General features: G+C 40.6%; 18 protein-coding genes and 2 tRNA genes. 16 read left to right on the forward strand and 4 right to left on the reverse strand.

Annotated features, from left to right (window positions below):
- Nucleotides 1-22 precede the first annotated feature (22 nt).
- The 8 genes from EKM82_RS05810 to EKM82_RS05845 all read left to right on the forward strand — a co-directional run bounded on the left by EKM82_RS05810 (nucleotide 23) and on the right by EKM82_RS05845 (nucleotide 5,303).
- A complete protein-coding gene (locus EKM82_RS05810) occupies nucleotides 23-400 on the forward strand; it encodes a hypothetical protein (protein WP_404802890.1) in 378 nt (125 codons plus the stop codon).
- The gene (locus EKM82_RS05815; RefSeq protein WP_125767372.1) at nucleotides 393-584 is read left to right on the forward strand and encodes a hypothetical protein; all 192 of its coding nucleotides are present in this window, start codon (nucleotides 393-395) and stop codon (nucleotides 582-584) included. Before EKM82_RS05810 ends, EKM82_RS05815 begins: the two co-directional genes overlap by 8 nt.
- Complete coding sequence (locus EKM82_RS05820; protein ID WP_125767373.1) at nucleotides 577-855, forward strand: lysis protein; 279 nt, start codon at nucleotides 577-579, stop codon at nucleotides 853-855. Before EKM82_RS05815 ends, EKM82_RS05820 begins: the two co-directional genes overlap by 8 nt.
- Nucleotides 856-1,131, forward strand: a complete 276-nt coding sequence (locus tag EKM82_RS05825) for a DUF6275 family protein (RefSeq protein ID WP_125767374.1) — start codon at nucleotides 856-858, stop codon at nucleotides 1,129-1,131.
- A 1-nt stretch (nucleotide 1,132) separates the two neighbouring features.
- Entirely contained in the window at nucleotides 1,133-1,987 is an 855-nt protein-coding gene (locus EKM82_RS05830) for an N-acetylmuramoyl-L-alanine amidase (protein WP_125767375.1), read from the forward strand.
- A 583-nt stretch (nucleotides 1,988-2,570) separates the two neighbouring features.
- Complete coding sequence (locus EKM82_RS05835) at nucleotides 2,571-2,924, forward strand: hypothetical protein (protein ID WP_125767376.1); 354 nt, start codon at nucleotides 2,571-2,573, stop codon at nucleotides 2,922-2,924.
- Nucleotides 2,925-3,042: 118 nt separating this feature from the next.
- On the forward strand, nucleotides 3,043-3,777 hold the full coding sequence (locus EKM82_RS05840) for a response regulator transcription factor (protein WP_125767377.1): 735 nt from the start codon (nucleotides 3,043-3,045) through the stop codon (nucleotides 3,775-3,777).
- Complete coding sequence (locus tag EKM82_RS05845) at nucleotides 3,777-5,303, forward strand: sensor histidine kinase (RefSeq protein ID WP_125767378.1); 1,527 nt, start codon at nucleotides 3,777-3,779, stop codon at nucleotides 5,301-5,303. Before EKM82_RS05840 ends, EKM82_RS05845 begins: the two co-directional genes overlap by 1 nt.
- 139 nt (nucleotides 5,304-5,442) lie before the next feature.
- On the opposite strand, the gene EKM82_RS05850 is transcribed toward EKM82_RS05845, so the two are convergent.
- Nucleotides 5,443-7,695: an LTA synthase family protein gene (locus tag EKM82_RS05850; RefSeq protein WP_191988107.1), complete on the reverse strand. Its 2,253-nt coding sequence runs from the start codon at nucleotides 7,693-7,695 to the stop codon at nucleotides 5,443-5,445.
- A gap of 253 nt (nucleotides 7,696-7,948) precedes the next feature.
- Here EKM82_RS05850 and EKM82_RS05855 point away from each other — a divergent pair, with 253 nt between their 5' ends.
- From EKM82_RS05855 to EKM82_RS05865, 4 genes are all read left to right on the forward strand, one after another.
- A complete protein-coding gene (locus EKM82_RS05855; RefSeq protein ID WP_125767380.1) occupies nucleotides 7,949-8,569 on the forward strand; it encodes a VanZ family protein in 621 nt (206 codons plus the stop codon).
- A 567-nt stretch (nucleotides 8,570-9,136) separates the two neighbouring features.
- Complete coding sequence (locus tag EKM82_RS11395) at nucleotides 9,137-9,280, forward strand: hypothetical protein (protein WP_164508137.1); 144 nt, start codon at nucleotides 9,137-9,139, stop codon at nucleotides 9,278-9,280.
- A 261-nt stretch (nucleotides 9,281-9,541) separates the two neighbouring features.
- Nucleotides 9,542-10,423, forward strand: coding sequence for a class II fructose-bisphosphate aldolase (locus EKM82_RS05860; RefSeq protein WP_125767381.1), 882 nt, complete (start codon nucleotides 9,542-9,544; stop codon nucleotides 10,421-10,423).
- Between the two features lie 220 nt (nucleotides 10,424-10,643).
- Complete coding sequence (locus EKM82_RS05865; RefSeq protein WP_125767382.1) at nucleotides 10,644-11,984, forward strand: glucose-6-phosphate isomerase; 1,341 nt, start codon at nucleotides 10,644-10,646, stop codon at nucleotides 11,982-11,984.
- 55 nt (nucleotides 11,985-12,039) lie between these two features.
- Here EKM82_RS05865 and EKM82_RS05870 read toward each other — a convergent pair whose 3' ends face one another.
- The 3 genes from EKM82_RS05870 to EKM82_RS05880 all read right to left on the reverse strand — a co-directional run bounded on the left by EKM82_RS05870 (nucleotide 12,040) and on the right by EKM82_RS05880 (nucleotide 14,740).
- A complete protein-coding gene (locus EKM82_RS05870) occupies nucleotides 12,040-12,999 on the reverse strand; it encodes a DNA/RNA non-specific endonuclease (protein ID WP_125767383.1) in 960 nt (319 codons plus the stop codon).
- Between the two features lie 4 nt (nucleotides 13,000-13,003).
- Nucleotides 13,004-13,756 (reverse strand): sunset domain-containing protein, encoded by a 753-nt coding sequence (locus EKM82_RS11755; protein WP_125767384.1) that lies wholly within the window; start codon nucleotides 13,754-13,756, stop codon nucleotides 13,004-13,006.
- Nucleotides 13,757-14,065: 309 nt separating this feature from the next.
- The gene (locus tag EKM82_RS05880; protein WP_125767385.1) at nucleotides 14,066-14,740 is read right to left on the reverse strand and encodes a histidine phosphatase family protein; all 675 of its coding nucleotides are present in this window, start codon (nucleotides 14,738-14,740) and stop codon (nucleotides 14,066-14,068) included.
- Between the two features lie 78 nt (nucleotides 14,741-14,818).
- Here EKM82_RS05880 and EKM82_RS05885 point away from each other — a divergent pair, with 78 nt between their 5' ends.
- From EKM82_RS05885 to EKM82_RS05900, 4 genes are all read left to right on the forward strand, one after another.
- Nucleotides 14,819-15,145 (forward strand): hypothetical protein, encoded by a 327-nt coding sequence (locus tag EKM82_RS05885; RefSeq protein ID WP_125767386.1) that lies wholly within the window; start codon nucleotides 14,819-14,821, stop codon nucleotides 15,143-15,145.
- Nucleotides 15,138-15,332, forward strand: a complete 195-nt coding sequence (locus EKM82_RS05890) for a hypothetical protein (RefSeq protein ID WP_125767387.1) — start codon at nucleotides 15,138-15,140, stop codon at nucleotides 15,330-15,332. The genes EKM82_RS05885 and EKM82_RS05890 overlap by 8 nt, the downstream gene beginning before the upstream one ends.
- Before the next feature lie 84 nt (nucleotides 15,333-15,416).
- Nucleotides 15,417-15,488 (forward strand) — tRNA-Glu (locus EKM82_RS05895).
- Nucleotides 15,489-15,493: 5 nt separating this feature from the next.
- Nucleotides 15,494-15,566: transfer RNA gene (locus tag EKM82_RS05900), tRNA-Gln, on the forward strand.
- The last annotated feature ends 234 nt before the right edge of the window (nucleotides 15,567-15,800 follow it).

Here is a 15,800-nt window from a genome sequence, read left to right on the forward strand (position 1 = left end):
AAACGAAAAGAGGTGAGGGACTTTGTTTGCAAAATGTAAAAAGAGTCCGATGCACGTTGCGCTTGGATTAGGAATGATTGCAATTGGGATTTGGCTGATCATGAATGACCGCTTCTTCATTTGGCCGCCTGAAGCAGTTGAAGTTGTAAATGATGATATCTGGGGATTCATGTTTGCTTTAGTTGGTGTTGGCCACCTTATCTGGGTGTATGACTCAGGCAAATCCGTAAAGTGGAACAGGGTTTTGCTCACATTGACTGGTGGTCTTATGGGCTTTCTGACTGTATATCAATTCTTAATATGGAACGCAACAGGGCATTACATGAGCTGGATTAGCAATGCCATAATCACAGCCTTTGTGCTGATCTTAGCGCGAAGGAGTGATTCGGGTAATGCATGAGTTATTGATTACTTACGCACCGTATATTAGTGGCATTATGGGTGCAGTATTAGCATTTTTAACCTATCGGGAATCAAAACGAAAATCGCAGCATGACGAACTTCATGAGTTATATGAGGAAATGAAGAAACAGCGTGATGATGCGCTAAAACAACTAGATGAAATGAGGAAAAAGAATGATTGAAATTATCCAAACAGCCAATGCCAGCGCAATTGTAATGATTGCGTTACTGGTAGTCCTGATCACTTGGGCAATTAAACAAACTCAGATTGATAATCGCTGGTTGCCATTGTTAGACATGGCAGTCGGCTTTTTAATTGGAGTCGTAGTTTACTTTGCTTGGCGAGCAGCCTTTGACAGTATGTTAGTTGCTGGCTTAGACGGAGCAATTGCTGGGCTGGTAGCCGCTGGTGGCTATGATGCTGTCAAATCACTTTTAGGAGGTAGTAAATAAATGAACGCAGATGAATTTTTCGAAAAAGGTAAAAAAATGGTGGCTGATTATGCCAACAAACATTTGGATAAATCAGATGAAAAGCAGATCACTACTGATGATGTTTACGTGGTTTGGTCATCTAAGGTGTTGCAAAATAGTAAAGCGTTACTCAGCACTACGTTGCCAGATGGGATGTATTACGAGCTCACTTACAACGGCGATAAAGATGAATTTTATCTTGACGCCTATAAAAAATTTGAAAATCAATTAATTAAAAATCAGGAGGTAAAATAATATGGCAAAGATTGCAAACTGGATGGGACACGCAGGTAGTGAGCCTGGTGCCGTTGGTATCGTGGTCGAAGATGATGTTACTCGCCAAGCGCGTGCTTGGTCAGTAGCGTATATGAGAGCATGTGGCCATACAGTGATCACAGACAACGATGATATGTCACTAGTTCAACGTATTAGTGCTTCCAATGCTGCTGATGCAATCATCGAATGGCATGGGAATTATTTAGGTACTGGTACCGCGTATGGGACAGAAGCCTGGTATTCTCAATTTGACAAAGGCCCAGGTATTCGTGCGGCACAGGCTATCACAGCAGCAGCCGCTAAATATGGTTTTGCTAATCGTGGGGCTAAAAACAGTTCTGCAAATCGCTATGGCCGTTTAGGAATTTTAGATGACCCTAATCCTGTGGCAGTATTGGTAGAATTATTCTTTATCGACAATGCTGGTGATGTAGCGCGTTGGCGTGCAAACGGTAAAGCCTTTGTTGAAGCAATGAGCGCAGCGTTCCTTGCTAGCTTAGGATTTAAATCTACTCCTGACGGTGCTGTTGCTACACCTAAGCCAGTGGCACCAAGTAAACCGGTAGCTAACAGCAATATTCCCGCCGGATTTACGCCACAGGATGCGACATTTGTTAATGGGGACACACCAATCATGAACCGCATTGGGTCACCATCTACAGCGGCAAAAGAAGGTGGGTATCTACCGGCGTATGGTACGTGGAAATATGACTCATATGCTAAAATTGGTAGTTATACTTGGATCCATCACGTTTACAATGGGGTGCACGTTTATTTACCAGTACGTCAATGGTACTGGAATGGGACATCGACACCTTGGGGAACATTTAAATAATACAAACTAATTAAGAGTTATATCAATTCCATTTAACGCAAAAGCCTATCTCTCAAATATGAGGGGTAGGCTTTTTTATTTGGATAAATAGTGGTTAGCAACTAATATTTGCAGACCATTAAAAATATTATTTAGATTTAGCGTAATTAAATATGAGCGTCACTCACCGCGCTCAAAGTATTGCTTTGAGGCCGTCGTGACTAAGACGGCCTTTTTGTATATAGGAACTAATCTTTTTGAATCATCTTTGGTAATGTGTACAAAAAGTGTACAAAAGACTATCTAGGGTCTATAAAACAATGATGTGTAAAGCCCCTCACCTCCATCAATAAATCAGCTGGATCCCGAAGAGGGGTTCAGCTGATTTTTTTAATAATCAGTAACGATTTTTGAGGTCACTTTATTTATAGCTTAGTGGTGCTATAATATTTACCATTCAGATTGCTTCAAGCTGATGAGCTGATTTGCATAAATATGCTTCAGACAAGGAAGTAAACGGTTTATTTTTTATAAATTACTGAGATTCAGTTAATAATTTAGCGGCCAAACATGATATACTAAGAATATCTAGGAGGAATTGCGTATGATCAATGCTCTTTTTGGTGGTGGCTTATTGCTATTCGGTCTGGTGTTCCTATTCCATCCGGCCAAGCAACCATCCAATGTGTTAAGTTATAAAACGGCTTTAGCAACGAGTACCTCCAGTGGCTTTTATTTGGCACAACGTTGGTGCCGCAATACTTTATTATTACTAGGGATGATCCAAATCAGCCTAGGCGTGATGATCAATCATTTTCAATTAAATAAATTTGTTTTATTATGGGTCTTGGCAATTGTTTTAGGGTCTTGGTTAAGTTTCCGTTATTTGGAACATAAATTACGTCAATATTTAATGCGGATTGGTCATTTGCCACAAAAGTATCAGTTTCGTAAATAAATCGTCAAATATTTTTCATATCAGGCTGGCTTTTTGAAAAAAACTGGGTATTTGCATGAATATCCCCAAATTGCCGGCTTTTTTATTTATAATGAACTAAACGGGGGCATGAAAAGTTATGAAGTTACTTATGGTGGAAGATAATACATCAGTTTCAGAAATGATGGGTATGTTTTTTCAAAAAGAAGGTTGGCAAGCTGAATTTGCTTATGATGGCAATGAGGCGATGGATAAATTTAAGGCCGATCCTGATGGTTGGGATATGATTACCCTAGATTTAAATTTACCTGGTAAAGATGGCATGCAAGTTGCCAAGGAAATTCGTGAAATTTCTAAAGCGGTGCCCATTATTATGTTGACGGCACGGGATAGTGAAAGTGATCAAGTACTTGGTTTAGAATTAGGTGCTGATGATTATGTCACCAAACCATTTAGTCCGATTACTTTGATCGCGCGGATCAAAGCGATTCATCGGCGGGCTGACTTGGCCAGTGACCAACATGAAACAAGCTCTGAAGAAGTTGATGTTAATCAAGGTCAGTTTGATGTAATGACTGATCACTTTAAATTAAGTTCTAACACACGGGAAGCCTTTTTAAATGGCAAAGAAATTCCGGGATTAACACCGAAGGAATTTGATTTGTTGAAGACTTTGGCGAAGAAGCCACGTCAGGTTTTCTCACGGGAACAATTATTAGAGTTAGTTTGGGATTATGAATATTATGGTGATGAGCGGACGGTTGATGCCCACATCAAGAAATTAAGACAGAAAATTGAAAAAGTTGGGCCACAAGTGATTCAGACCGTTTGGGGGGTCGGTTATAAATTCGATGATTCGGAAGTAGGTCGTTAATGAAACTAATTTATCAACAAATGATTGGCTTTTTTGTCGTCATTTTTACTACCCTGTTAATCGTTAGTGCCGCTATGATTAATTACAATAATCGTCAGGCTTATGAAACTAATTGGCGGCAATTAGAAGGTTATGCGCGAAACTTTGGTGAAATTTTCACTGAAAAGGATTCGCAAACTGGTAGCTACACGCCAATTTCAACGGAATTTCTAAATGAGGTTCAGGTTGTCTTGCAGGATGATCAAGTCGTTTACGTTGTTTATAATGCCAACAATGAAGTGATTTATCCTAATACGGTCATTAACAAAGCTTTGCCCAAAGCGGTCTGGAAAGAGTTGAAGGCCGGCAAAGTAATTCGCATGCAAACGAACCGTAGCACCAATCAAACGACCACTGAAAAGGGGCCAGCGATTGGTAATGGTGCAGAATTATCTTATGTGATTTATCCGTGGTTCGACAGCAATAAGAAATTTGTCGGGGCGATGTATATTGGCTCGCGCGTAACGCGAATCAAGTCAAGCATGCGGGAAATGGAACGTAATTTGTTGTTCGCGCTCGGCATTTCCTTGCTGGTAGCCCTAGCGTTAAGTTATTTATTGGCTCATTTCTATATTCGGCGTATTAATCGACTTCGTTCGGCAACGCGAGCGGTCGCTAATGGTAATTTCGACGTGGAACTGGTTTCGCGCGGTCGCGATGAAATTGATGATTTGGCCAGTGATTTCAATAAAATGGTTCATTCACTAGACGAGTCTAATCGCGAAATTGCCCGTCAAGAGGAACGGCGGAAAGAGTTCATGGCTAATGCCGCCCACGAAATGCGGACGCCACTGACGACTATTAATGGTTTGCTTGAAGGTTTGGCTTATGATGCGATTCCCGAAGAAGCTAAGGGTAAAAGTATTCAATTAATGCAGAATGAAACCAAGCGACTCATTCGATTAGTGAATGAGAACTTGGATTATGAAAAGATTCGCGCTAATCAAATCGTTTTGAATAAGCGAACGTTTAATGGCACCGAAGCTTTGAGTAACATTGTCAGTCAGCTCACTAAAAAGGCTGAAGCGGCTGGTGATGAAATTGTGTTGACGACGACTGAGCCGGTGAAAGTCTATGCGGATTATGATCGTTTTGTCCAAGTGATTTTTAACATTGCTCAAAACGCTGTCCAGTTTACTGAGAATGGCCGCGTAACCTTGACCATTAAAGCGTTGGCTACTGCTACTGAAGTGACAATCAGCGATAATGGTATGGGTATGAGCGATGATCAATTGCAAAACATTTGGGAACGGTACTATAAAGCCGATCCTTCGCGCAAGAACACTAAGTATGGTGAATCTGGTTTAGGTTTGGCGATTGTTCATTCATTAGTTGAACAACATCATGGTCAAATCACCGTGGCCAGTGAACTTAATCAGGGTTCAACATTTACGGTGACTTTCCCTAATGAAGTCGAGGCTAAACGACTTGATGACCATTCTCAGCGCATTAAACCAGCTGATAAACAAAAAGAAACCACTAAGTAGTATCTGATTTAAAAGTCGATATCAGCTTAAATAAAAAAAGCAGCGAACAATTCAATCGAATTGTTCGCTGCTTTTTTTGTAGCTAGGATGATGAGCCCGAGATCGTGCCTGCTTCTTAGGAGCAATCTGGTAGTCATCGTTATTTTTTCTGCGAGGTTGTTTTAGCCGTTTGGCTGTTTTCTTGAGCTTGGGAATTGCTGGTGTCGCCGAGGTCAGGGAATTCTTCAATATCCTTTTTAGCATCAGTAATTTCTGGTGCGTCAGTATGATACATTGACGTTGAGGAATGACCTAATTGACTGTATAGCGAGGTTGAGGCATTGCCTAATTGAGTACGTTTGTTTAAGAGTTCGTTGATTTGATCCAAATAATTATAATTTTCCGGATTAACTGGTACAAATTTATTTGGCGTATAGAAACGTAGTAAGTTCTTGTAGTTTAAGGAATCTGATAACGACAAGGCTTCTGTTACTTGGTCTTGTAATTTATCGATTTCGTCAACTTGGCTATCGGTGAGATCAGTTAATTGTTCACCAGTCTGATTATCATAGACAGCACTTTTAGCTCCTTTGCCGCCAAGGACGGTATATTTGTCCGACACAAAGTTGTTATTCCGAAAGGCGACTAGTTGTTGATGCTGCTTGGACAATAAATCTTGGCCGAACATCACATAGTTGCTGGTATCTTGGCCCAACAAATGCAACAAGGTTGGCAGAACATCAATTTCGCCACCGTATTGCTTTTGAATGCCACCTTTAAGACCAGGCATATGGAAAATCAAGGGAACGCGCTGCAATTGAGTGTTGTCAAAGGGGGTCCAATCATCGGTATCTTGAATATCCTCATCGCTAGCCGCCTTGTTGTCATCACTGTTAAGCAGTGGCGCCAAGGCAGTATTGTTCTTGCTCGAGAGACCGTAGTGATCACCATACAACATGATCAGTGAATTTTTCGCCAGGCCAGAACTGTCCAGGTAATTGAAAAATTCTTTTAATGATTCGTCGAGATAATGAGCGGTTTGGAAATAATTATTGACGGTTTTATCGGAGGTGTCACTAGTTTCAAAGGGATTATCTTCTTTCGAAAGCACGTAAGGCGTATGGTTCGAAACAGTAATGAATTTTGTGTAGAAAGGTTGTTGCAGCTGTTCGAGATACTTAATACTTTCCGCAAAAAATAATTTATCTTTGATACCATAGGTGGTCATTGCATCAGGGCTGGAATTGTAATAGCTTTGATCGAAGAAATAATCATAACCGATGTTTTTATAAACATGGTTCCGATTCCAAAAACTACCAACATTACCATGGAAAACTGCGCTGGTGTAACCAGCATTCTGTTCTAGGATTGCCGGTGCCGCCTGATAAGTATTGTCAGAACCTAATGTGGTAAAAGCCGTGCCTTCTGGCAAACCGAAAACACTATTTTCCAACATGTTTTCCGCATCGGCGGTACGACCTTGACCAACTTGGTGGAAGAAATTATTGAAGCTCAATGAATTTTGATCATGATAGAGACTATTTAAGAAAGGCGTCACTTCTTGACCATTGACTTTGAAATCAATTAAAAATTGTTGGAAACTTTCTAAATGAATGATAATTACATTCTTGCCTTTAGCTTTGCCAAAGTAGTTCACATTGGCTGGGACTTGATGGGCATTGGTGTAATTGAGAATTTTGTTAATATCAGTGCCATCAGCTGAAGCGCGAATCTGATTATTCTGGGCGGTTTTAACACCGTCGTAAACCAGAAAAGTATCAATGCCCAGATATTTAACGATATAATTACGGTCAAAAGTTCGGGTCAAAAGTTGGGGCCGGTTCGCTTCACTCAAAGTCAAATTCAGGAGGAAGACGAAAACACCGACTGTGGTGACTGTGAAAGCATGCTTAATTGCAAAAACACGCTGGTCGATTTTCAACCAACCGCGGACTAGCGCAAAAATCAAAATCACGATGTCGCCGATGAGAAAGACGTCATGCCATTGCAACAGTGAGGCGGTACTTTTGCCTAAACCCTTGGCCACTTTACCGGCACTTAAGATCGTGTTGAAAGTAAGAAAGTCAGTGGCTGAACGATAATAAACAATATTACTGAAAAGCAAGATAGTACTAAGAATATAAATGGTCAGCATTGCCGCATAACTAACTTTTGGTCGCTTGAAATACAAGCCAAAGGAAATCAATAACACGGAAGTTCCCACGGGATTAAAAATCATCAGCAGATGTTGGAGAATATCCGCGGCGCCCAGAGAGAAATCGACGTAATAAGCAAATGCTGTTTTGAGCCACAGTAAGAGGACTAACAGACTAAAGAAACCGAGGCGCGTTTGGAGCCAGCGAATAACTGGATTATTTTTCAAAATTAAAACCTCACACTTGTATTGGTACATATTAATAGCTAGATACTAATAGTCCTATTTTACAATTTTTAGGGACTGCTTAGCAATTTTTCCGAAAAAACTGTTTGTTTCTTAATGATTTTACAAATAATTTTACCTAGCGCAGCTGATTAGTTAGTCATTGCTGGTGTGAAATGTTTGTCTAAAATCAGAAAAATCTTTATTTTTTCTAAAATAAGTGAAATCTAGCTGCTTTTTAAGTTAAGTTTGGTAAACTTAGGCATGACAAAAGGGATGGGTTGCCATGTATTTATTAGGTCCGCTTTATCGCGTAGTGGCTGAGAACTATCAAGAACGAATTAATCATTTTCCGTTAATTCGGCTTATTTTTTATAGCTTGGATAAGGCTTTGCTTTATTTTATCTTATTTTTAGGGTTAAGGATTATTTATTTACGACTAAAAGGGCGACCATGGCGCTGGGGTCCAGAAATTCTGCGCGGAATTTTTACTTTCTATTTATTATTGCTGCTGGCGCTAACCGTTTTTCGCGGAATTTATTTTCCCTGGCAAGTTAAAATTTATTGGCAGCGATCTTTGAGCGTGATCAATTTACAACCGCTGACAGAGACGATTAAACTGCAGTATGGTCAATCGATTATTGATTTTATTTATAACTTCTATGGCAATATTCTCTGGTTTATTCCCTTTGGCCTCCTCCAGCCACTCCTTCAAAAAAGGCGACCGCATTTTATCAGCACTGTCTTGCTGGGGATGCTACTTTCGTTCTCAATTGAAACGATGCAGTTTTTCTTGGCAACTGGGGTGGCTGATATTGATGATTTGATTTTTAATACATGTGGCGCGGTAATTGGTTATTGGTTGTATTGGCTTTTTATCAGGCCATTTTGCCGTCGAAACAAGTAGGTTCTAAAGCGGTTTTCTTCTTGGAAACTTGTTTTAAGTCGCTCCTTAGGTTAGTAACGGCAGTGGCCCAGTGATTAGGAGGGCGTGGAACGCGGCCGGCGTTGATCTGAGCCAATTACAAACCAAATTGTCTCAGATACAAGTCTTATTGTAAGTGCTAAAGCACCAACAATAATTTCACAGCTGACGCCAATCGCTGGGCCCCTGCCTGTGTAAACTAACACAATTGAGCACCACTATTTAGAAAAACAGATTGTAGAAACTAACTAAGCTTGTTTGACAATATTTCTGGATTAATCCAGAGACTGTCAGATAGGCTTTTTTAGTACTACTATTCAATTATGAAGGCAATTCGAATTAGTCCACTCAGTTCCACTAAAATTGACTTAAACACTAACAAATGTACAATACACTAACTCAACTCCAGACGGAATGGAGGGATCTTGGCGTCAGCCGCCAAATTGTTCTTAGTGGCTTGGCCACTTAGAACAAGGCTTGTATTTGAGATTGTTGCGAAGCAATAAGCTCAAATCAACGCCGGCCGCGTTCCACGCCAAGCAGCTCGGAATGCAGTCAGACGCAGTTCTGTTTCCACTATCAGCATCTGTATTTAATAGTTTTGAACTTTGGTCTGTGATCAATTCAAATCGATGCCGGCCGCGTTCCACAACCAGCAAGCCCCGAATGCAGTCAGAATCAGTTCTGTTTTAAATGCTCATCAGGTTTTAATGGTTTTGAATTTTTTTCAACTGGCTTGTTCAGATCATGCCGTCAGAACCCATTTCTGTGCCAACAGCAGCGAGAAATTCTGTTTTCATTGATAATAACTGGTTTTGACCGCTGAAATGCAGGCGTATTTTCAGAAACGAAGCATTAAATCAAAAAAGTTTTTCAAAATATTACCATTTTGGCTCAAAAAATGATAAAGTAACATTGTAGGTAAAATTAGATTTACTAGGAGGATTTTTTTCAATGACATTAGTACATGGTACAGAAATCTTCGCCGCTGCACGTAAGGGCCATTATGCAGTTGGTGCGTTCAATACAAACAACTTGGAATGGACTCGCGCAATTTTGAGTGCTGCTCAAGAAAAGAATGTTCCCGTTTTGATCCAAACATCAATGGGTGCTGCTAAATATATGGGTGGCTACGAACTTTGCCAACAATTAATTGCTGCTGAAATGAAGAGCATGGCAATTACTGTTCCTGTTATTATTCACTTGGATCATGGTAACTACGAAGCTGCTAAAGAAGCTATTGCTGCTGGTTACAACTCAGTTATGTTTGATGGTCATGACTTACCATTCGAAGAAAACTTAGCTAAAACTAAGGAAATCGTTGAATTGGCTCATGCTAAAGGCATTTCTGTCGAAGCAGAAGTTGGTTCTATTGGTGGTGAAGAAGACGGTATTATCGGCGAAGGCGAATTAGCTGACGTTAACGAAGCTAAGCAATTAGCTGCAACTGGTATCGACTTCTTAGCTGCCGGTATTGGTAACATTCATGGTCAATACCCAGCTAACTGGAAAGGCTTGCACTTCGATCGTTTACAAGAATTAGCTGACGCAATTTCTATTCCATTAGTATTGCACGGCGGTTCAGGTATCCCTCAAGACCAAGTTGAAAAGGCTATTTCAATGGGTGTTGCTAAATTGAACATCAACACTGAATGCCAATTAGCATTTGCTAAAGCAACTCGTGAATATATCTTGGCTAACAAAGACCAAGAAGGCAAAGGTTACGATCCTCGTAAGTTATTGGCTCCTGGTACACAAGCTATCAAAGATACTGTTGAAGAAATCATTGGCTGGATGGGTACTCGTCCAATCAAATTGGTTCCTGAAGAATTATAATTCTTTGATGTTAAATTAAAAAAGTCTAGGACTGGTCCTAGGCTTTTTTTGTTTGGTTGAGGAGTTCAATTGCACACAATCTTTGTAAACTTTCACGCAAAAAATGAAAGCGATAAAATGTTCCCGGTAACTTTTTGCAAGTATCTTGCATTTAGGCGAAAAAACGGCTAAAGTTAGTTACTGAAAGAGAGTTTACTTTTCATTAGGAGGATAATTAATAATGGCTCATATTTCTTTTGATAGTAGTAAATTACGCCCATTTGTTCATGAAAACGAATTGGCAGAAATGCAAGCATTAGTCACAGCTGCTGACACTGAATTACGTGAAGGTACTGGTGCTGGTAATGATTTCCGTGGCTTCATCGACTTACCAGTTGACTATGATAAGGATGAATTTGCTCGGATCAAAGCCGCTGCTAAGAAAGTTCAAAGTGACTCTGATGTTTTTGTTGCCATTGGTATTGGTGGCTCATATTTAGGTGCTCGTGCTGCTGTTGATTTCTTAAACAGCACATTCTATAACATGGCACCAGATCGTAAAGTTCCACAAGTTTTGTTTGCTGGTAACTCAATCAGCCCTAACTATCTTTATGATCTATTAGAATTAATTGGTGATCGTGATTTCAGTATCAACGTTATTTCTAAGTCTGGTACAACAACTGAACCTTCAATCGCATTCCGTGTTTTGAAGGAAAAATTAGTTGCTAAGTATGGTGTCGAAGGTGCTCGTGGCCGAATTTATGCCACAACTGACCGGGCTAAAGGCGCTTTAAAGACCGAAGCTGATGCTGAAGGTTACGAAGAATTCGTTGTGCCTGATGACATTGGTGGTCGTTTCTCAGTCTTATCTGCTGTTGGTTTATTACCAATTGCTGTTGCTGGCTGTGATATTGACCAATTAATGACTGGTGCTGCTGATGCTCGTTCTGAATACTCAAGCGCTGACTTGAATAAGAACGAAGCTTATCAATATGCTGCTTTACGGAACATTTTGTATCGTAAAGGTTACACCACTGAATTGTTGGAAAACTACGAACCAAACTTACAATACTTTGGCGAATGGTGGAAGCAATTAATGGGCGAATCAGAAGGTAAGGATCAGAAGGGTATCTACCCATCATCTGCTAACTTCTCAACTGACTTGCACTCATTAGGCCAATACATTCAAGAAGGCCGTCGTAACTTAATGGAAACAGTTGTTAAGATCGACGCTCCTCGTCATGATGTTGCCATTCCTAAGGAAGAGTCTGACTTAGATGGTTTAGGCTATCTTGAAGGCAAGACAATGGACTTCGTTAACAGCAAAGCTTACCAAGGTGTTGTTTTAGCACATACCGATGGTGGCGTGCCAGTGATGACAGTTCGGATTCCTAAGCAAGATGCTTATACTTTAGGCTACTTGATGTACTTCTTCGAAATCGCTGTTGGCATTTCTGGTTACTTGAATGGGATTAACCCATTCAACCAACCAGGTGTTGAAGCTTACAAAAAGAACATGTTCGCCTTATTAGGCAAACCTGGCTTCGAAAAGCTTGGCGACGAATTGAACCAACGCCTATAATATTGTGTTAATAAAAACGACCTCTGAATTGAGAGGTCGTTTTTTATTTTGGTTTTTATTGAGCAGAACTGGTGCCGTCTGCGTAATTAATATTGTAGCCAGTTTCAATATTGAAAATATAGGCGTTGAAATGAATATCATTATCGCCAATTGATTGGGCTTGTAATTGGACGCCACGAGCAACCAATTCATCGCCACGATAAATTGGCGTGACGCGATAACGGACATAGTGATCAGCACTTTGCTTCAAGTAATAGGCTAAATCCATTTCATAATGCAACATGCCAGGATTATTTAAAGATTGGGTGCCAGTGATGAGATTCTTGGGATTATTATTCTCACCAGCCAATTGGAAGCCAATTAAATGACTGCGGTTATATAACCAGCCATGACTAGTTTTTTTGTTATGCCAACCTGTCGGATCCCAAGTTAAGGCCGTACGTTTACTAGTTGGCATGAGTGATTGGTTGAGTAGGGCATCGGCTTGCACGGCTCGATTATGATCATCCAGATTGGCATAATTCTCCCAAGCGCCTTTATCCTTACTTAAATCTGCCGCACTAAAAGTCGGATTGTTATTGTTAACGGTGATTTCTTGATCGGTTTGGTAATTGAGCTCGGCTAGTTTGTTGGCGTCACTATTTGGTTGTGCCGGTTCTGCTGTAGCCGCACTAGTAGCTTGTTTAGCTGCCGCCGATTTAGCTTGCAAATCAGTTAGCTCTTTTTTCAAATCAGTAATTTGGCCTTTGGTTACCTCATTATCGGCTTGTAAGTCACTAATTTTTTCAGCTAACTGTTTATTTTTCTTAGCTTGTTTTGCGACGACCTTTTGTTCTTTCGTGTAAGTGGTTTTGTGTTTTGAAGCTAGACGGTACGAAGATGACGAGCGGGATTGAGCTAAGGCCTGTTTTTGCTGGGCCTCGGAATTACCACAAGCGGCTAACAAACCGGCCAGTAGCAAAATCGTGGTTATCTTTGTTATTTTAGCTAAATGACTGAATTTTTTAATTTGCATATGTTTACCTCAACGCCTTTCGATAACCCCTTGCCTGGGCTTCCTGTTCACTATTAAAATAAACAGTATTTGCAGAACTCATATGATAGCCAGCTTGGCCCGGCACATGGTAAATTTTAGAGCGTGAGTTTCCAATAATTTGTCCGGCTTGACCAGTGGTGACATCACCTTGAGCACCACCGCCACCACCAGTACCAGCAGTGGTGGTAGCTGCAGCATTCGCAGCTGCTTGAGCCGCGGCTTGGTCGGCTGCGGCCTTGCTACTTGCTGCGGCACGACTGGCTTCAGCAGCTGCTGCTTGTTTACTGGCTTCTTCAGCGGCCACTTTGCTGGAACTAATGCTGCTGGCCTCACTACTTGCAGCCGCAGTGGCAGTTTCTTTATTGCTACTCAATTGATCAGCTTCAGCACTTAATGATTTAGAAGTTGATTTAGCTAAAGCATATTCTTTGCTTAAATCGCTTGATTCATTTTTTAAACCAGCGGCCCGTTTCGATAATTTATTATGTTGTGCTGGCGTTATTTCGGCGATGATGGGGTAATGCTTTTGATCAGCTTGGCTAGTCTGACTGCCAGACATGCCGGCCCCAAAAACTGAAATAATCGTCACAGCTGATAGCCCAATCAGCCATTTACTTGTGCTTAAGCCAACGAAGGCCGTTGCTTGATGTCGATGACGCTTGACTAGTGCTCGTGCTGGTACGAAAATTAGCATGATGATTGCTAATAAAAATAGAACTACAAAAAAGTTACTCATTTGACTCCTCCAAATTTTTCTACGCTAGTGTGATAAAGTGCTTGTTGCAGCGCTTACAACTTTACTAATGCTACTCTAAATTAAATCTTGTGTAAATATTGTTTTGAGATTTATTTACTAAAAAGTTTTTTTAAAAAATGTTTTAATTTAAATCAATCGGCTTTTAATCGAACCAGGTCAGATGGTATTCCAGTTGAAATTGCGAGGATCGCCTTAAAATTGACGTTCAGGGGAAAACAAAAACACATTGATTTCAAAATTAATCAATGTGTAATCAGTAGTAATCCCGACTTATTTTTAAAATTTAGGTTAGGGTTGACTCAGATGTTGGCGAATTTCAGCAGCATTGCTCAGATTGATCCCATTAGTGCGAAATCCCTGGGCTGTCGGCGTTAAAATAGAAACGCTGGCATTGCGAAGTAGGTTTTTCGGTAGGTCGTCGGGCGCAACTAGATAGATAATCATACTTAATAGCACGCTATGGGCAACTAACAACACATTGCCTTGATGCTGATCGTCATGCATGAGTTGTAAAATCTTTTCGGCACGGTTTTTGAGTGCGGCAAAACTTTCCGCTTGTTTCGTCGGGTCAGCCGCCGCAAAACTTTCAACCATTAATGGAAATCCTTGATGACGTCGCCAGTAACTAATGGTATTTTTAAGGCCATAAGTGGTCACGGCATGATCGAAAATTTGCAGGCCAGGCTGACCTTCAAGGCCACCGAAATAATATTCTCTTAATAAGGGTAACTTCTGTAATGGCACCACTGGCTGGCGGTTGTCCAAAATAATTTCTGCGGTTTCAACGGCACGGCTGAGATCGCTGGTGTAAGCTGCCGTTAGAGAAATGGGGGCGAGAATTTCCTGAACTCGCTGGGCACTTTGGCGGCCCTTTTTGTTTAGGGGAACATCCATTAAACCTTGTAAGCGACTCTTGGCGTTCATTTCGGTTTGGCCATGCCGGACTAAAATTAAATTTTTCATGCGAACCCGTCCTTTTTAAAGTAGATATTAACGTTGAGTATGCTACAATTTAATAGTAATGAAAGGAGTTGAATTGAAATGACTCGTTTAGAAATTGTTCAAGCAATTATGTCGTTTATTTTAACTAATCCAGATGTTGTTCGCGAACCACGTGTTTATACGAATCAAGTGACTTTTGCTTTTGATGATCGTTTACCTGTTGCTGGTAAAGGGGTTTTGTTCCCAGAAATGCGGCTACATGTTTTTCGTTTAGATCCTAGCTTCGTGAAAGAAAACCGTGAGCTGGTGAATCAAGTGTTTGCTCAAACTGAAGAAGGACCAACCGCCAGCTATGATCAGGTTTGGTTTACGAGCTCTCATTTAAGTGATCGTAAGTTAAACTTAGTGGAGTTCTCTTTTGAATAAGTGGCATTTATTTGGTGATAGTACCAGCTCAGCAGTTTCCTTAGCAGTCCTGACCATTGTCCTTTGGCTGATGGAACAAATGTTGGGCTGGTCTTGGTTACGTTTCTTTGTTTTGGCTGGGGCAATTGCAACAATTCTGATGACCCTATGGTTAATTCTACAACAATGGTTACGGCATCGCGATTAATTTAAGTTTTTAGCGGTGAATAGGCAATTTGCCCTTGACGTGTCATTTTAGATACGCTAAAATATTTCTTGTGCCTTGATCAATTGCCCGTTGGTCAAATGGTTAAGACGCCACCCTCTCAAGGTGGAGTTACGGGTTCAATTCCCGTACGGGTGATTTCTTGGGATATAGCCAAATTGGTAAGGCGGTGGACTCTGAATCCATAATTTCTAGGTTCGAACCCTAGTATCCCAATTAATATAATTCAGTTAGCAGTCGTTTTAGTTGACGACTGTTTTTTTATGCTTTAAATTAGTATAACATATTAAGGCTGTTGCTTGATTGGCTAATAGTCGGATTCGTTATGCGAATGGCTTGTCACTTTTATTAATGGAAATTAAAAGAAAAATGGAAATAGTTCTTGCAAACGAAAAGCAGCGTGCTATAATGACACAGTGTCATGCGACACGGTGTCATTTTTTATTATTT

The sequence above is a fragment of the Lapidilactobacillus wuchangensis genome (assembly GCF_003946645.1).
GTDB lineage: Bacteria > Bacillota > Bacilli > Lactobacillales > Lactobacillaceae > Lapidilactobacillus > Lapidilactobacillus wuchangensis.

Excerpts from the sequence above, each read along its gene's own strand:
- EKM82_RS05845 (WP_125767378.1), top strand. The coding sequence starts at position 3,777 with ATGAAACTAATTTATCAACAAATGATTGGCTTTTTTGTCGTCATTTTT.
- EKM82_RS05870 (WP_125767383.1), bottom strand. The coding sequence starts at position 12,999 with ATGCAAATTAAAAAATTCAGTCATTTAGCTAAAATAACAAAGATAACC.
- EKM82_RS05865 (WP_125767382.1), top strand. The coding sequence starts at position 10,644 with ATGGCTCATATTTCTTTTGATAGTAGTAAATTACGCCCATTTGTTCAT.
- EKM82_RS05830 (WP_125767375.1), top strand. The coding sequence starts at position 1,133 with ATGGCAAAGATTGCAAACTGGATGGGACACGCAGGTAGTGAGCCTGGT.
- EKM82_RS05825 (WP_125767374.1), top strand. The coding sequence starts at position 856 with ATGAACGCAGATGAATTTTTCGAAAAAGGTAAAAAAATGGTGGCTGAT.
- EKM82_RS05880 (WP_125767385.1), bottom strand. The coding sequence starts at position 14,740 with ATGAAAAATTTAATTTTAGTCCGGCATGGCCAAACCGAAATGAACGCC.
- EKM82_RS05855 (WP_125767380.1), top strand. The coding sequence starts at position 7,949 with ATGTATTTATTAGGTCCGCTTTATCGCGTAGTGGCTGAGAACTATCAA.
- EKM82_RS11395 (WP_164508137.1), top strand. The coding sequence starts at position 9,137 with ATGCAGTCAGACGCAGTTCTGTTTCCACTATCAGCATCTGTATTTAAT.
- EKM82_RS11755 (WP_125767384.1), bottom strand. The coding sequence starts at position 13,756 with ATGAGTAACTTTTTTGTAGTTCTATTTTTATTAGCAATCATCATGCTA.
- EKM82_RS05820 (WP_125767373.1), top strand. The coding sequence starts at position 577 with ATGATTGAAATTATCCAAACAGCCAATGCCAGCGCAATTGTAATGATT.
- EKM82_RS05835 (WP_125767376.1), top strand. The coding sequence starts at position 2,571 with ATGATCAATGCTCTTTTTGGTGGTGGCTTATTGCTATTCGGTCTGGTG.
- EKM82_RS05860 (WP_125767381.1), top strand. The coding sequence starts at position 9,542 with ATGACATTAGTACATGGTACAGAAATCTTCGCCGCTGCACGTAAGGGC.
- EKM82_RS05815 (WP_125767372.1), top strand. The coding sequence starts at position 393 with ATGCATGAGTTATTGATTACTTACGCACCGTATATTAGTGGCATTATG.
- EKM82_RS05885 (WP_125767386.1), top strand. The coding sequence starts at position 14,819 with ATGACTCGTTTAGAAATTGTTCAAGCAATTATGTCGTTTATTTTAACT.
- EKM82_RS05850 (WP_191988107.1), bottom strand. The coding sequence starts at position 7,695 with ATGTACCAATACAAGTGTGAGGTTTTAATTTTGAAAAATAATCCAGTT.
- EKM82_RS05840 (WP_125767377.1), top strand. The coding sequence starts at position 3,043 with ATGAAGTTACTTATGGTGGAAGATAATACATCAGTTTCAGAAATGATG.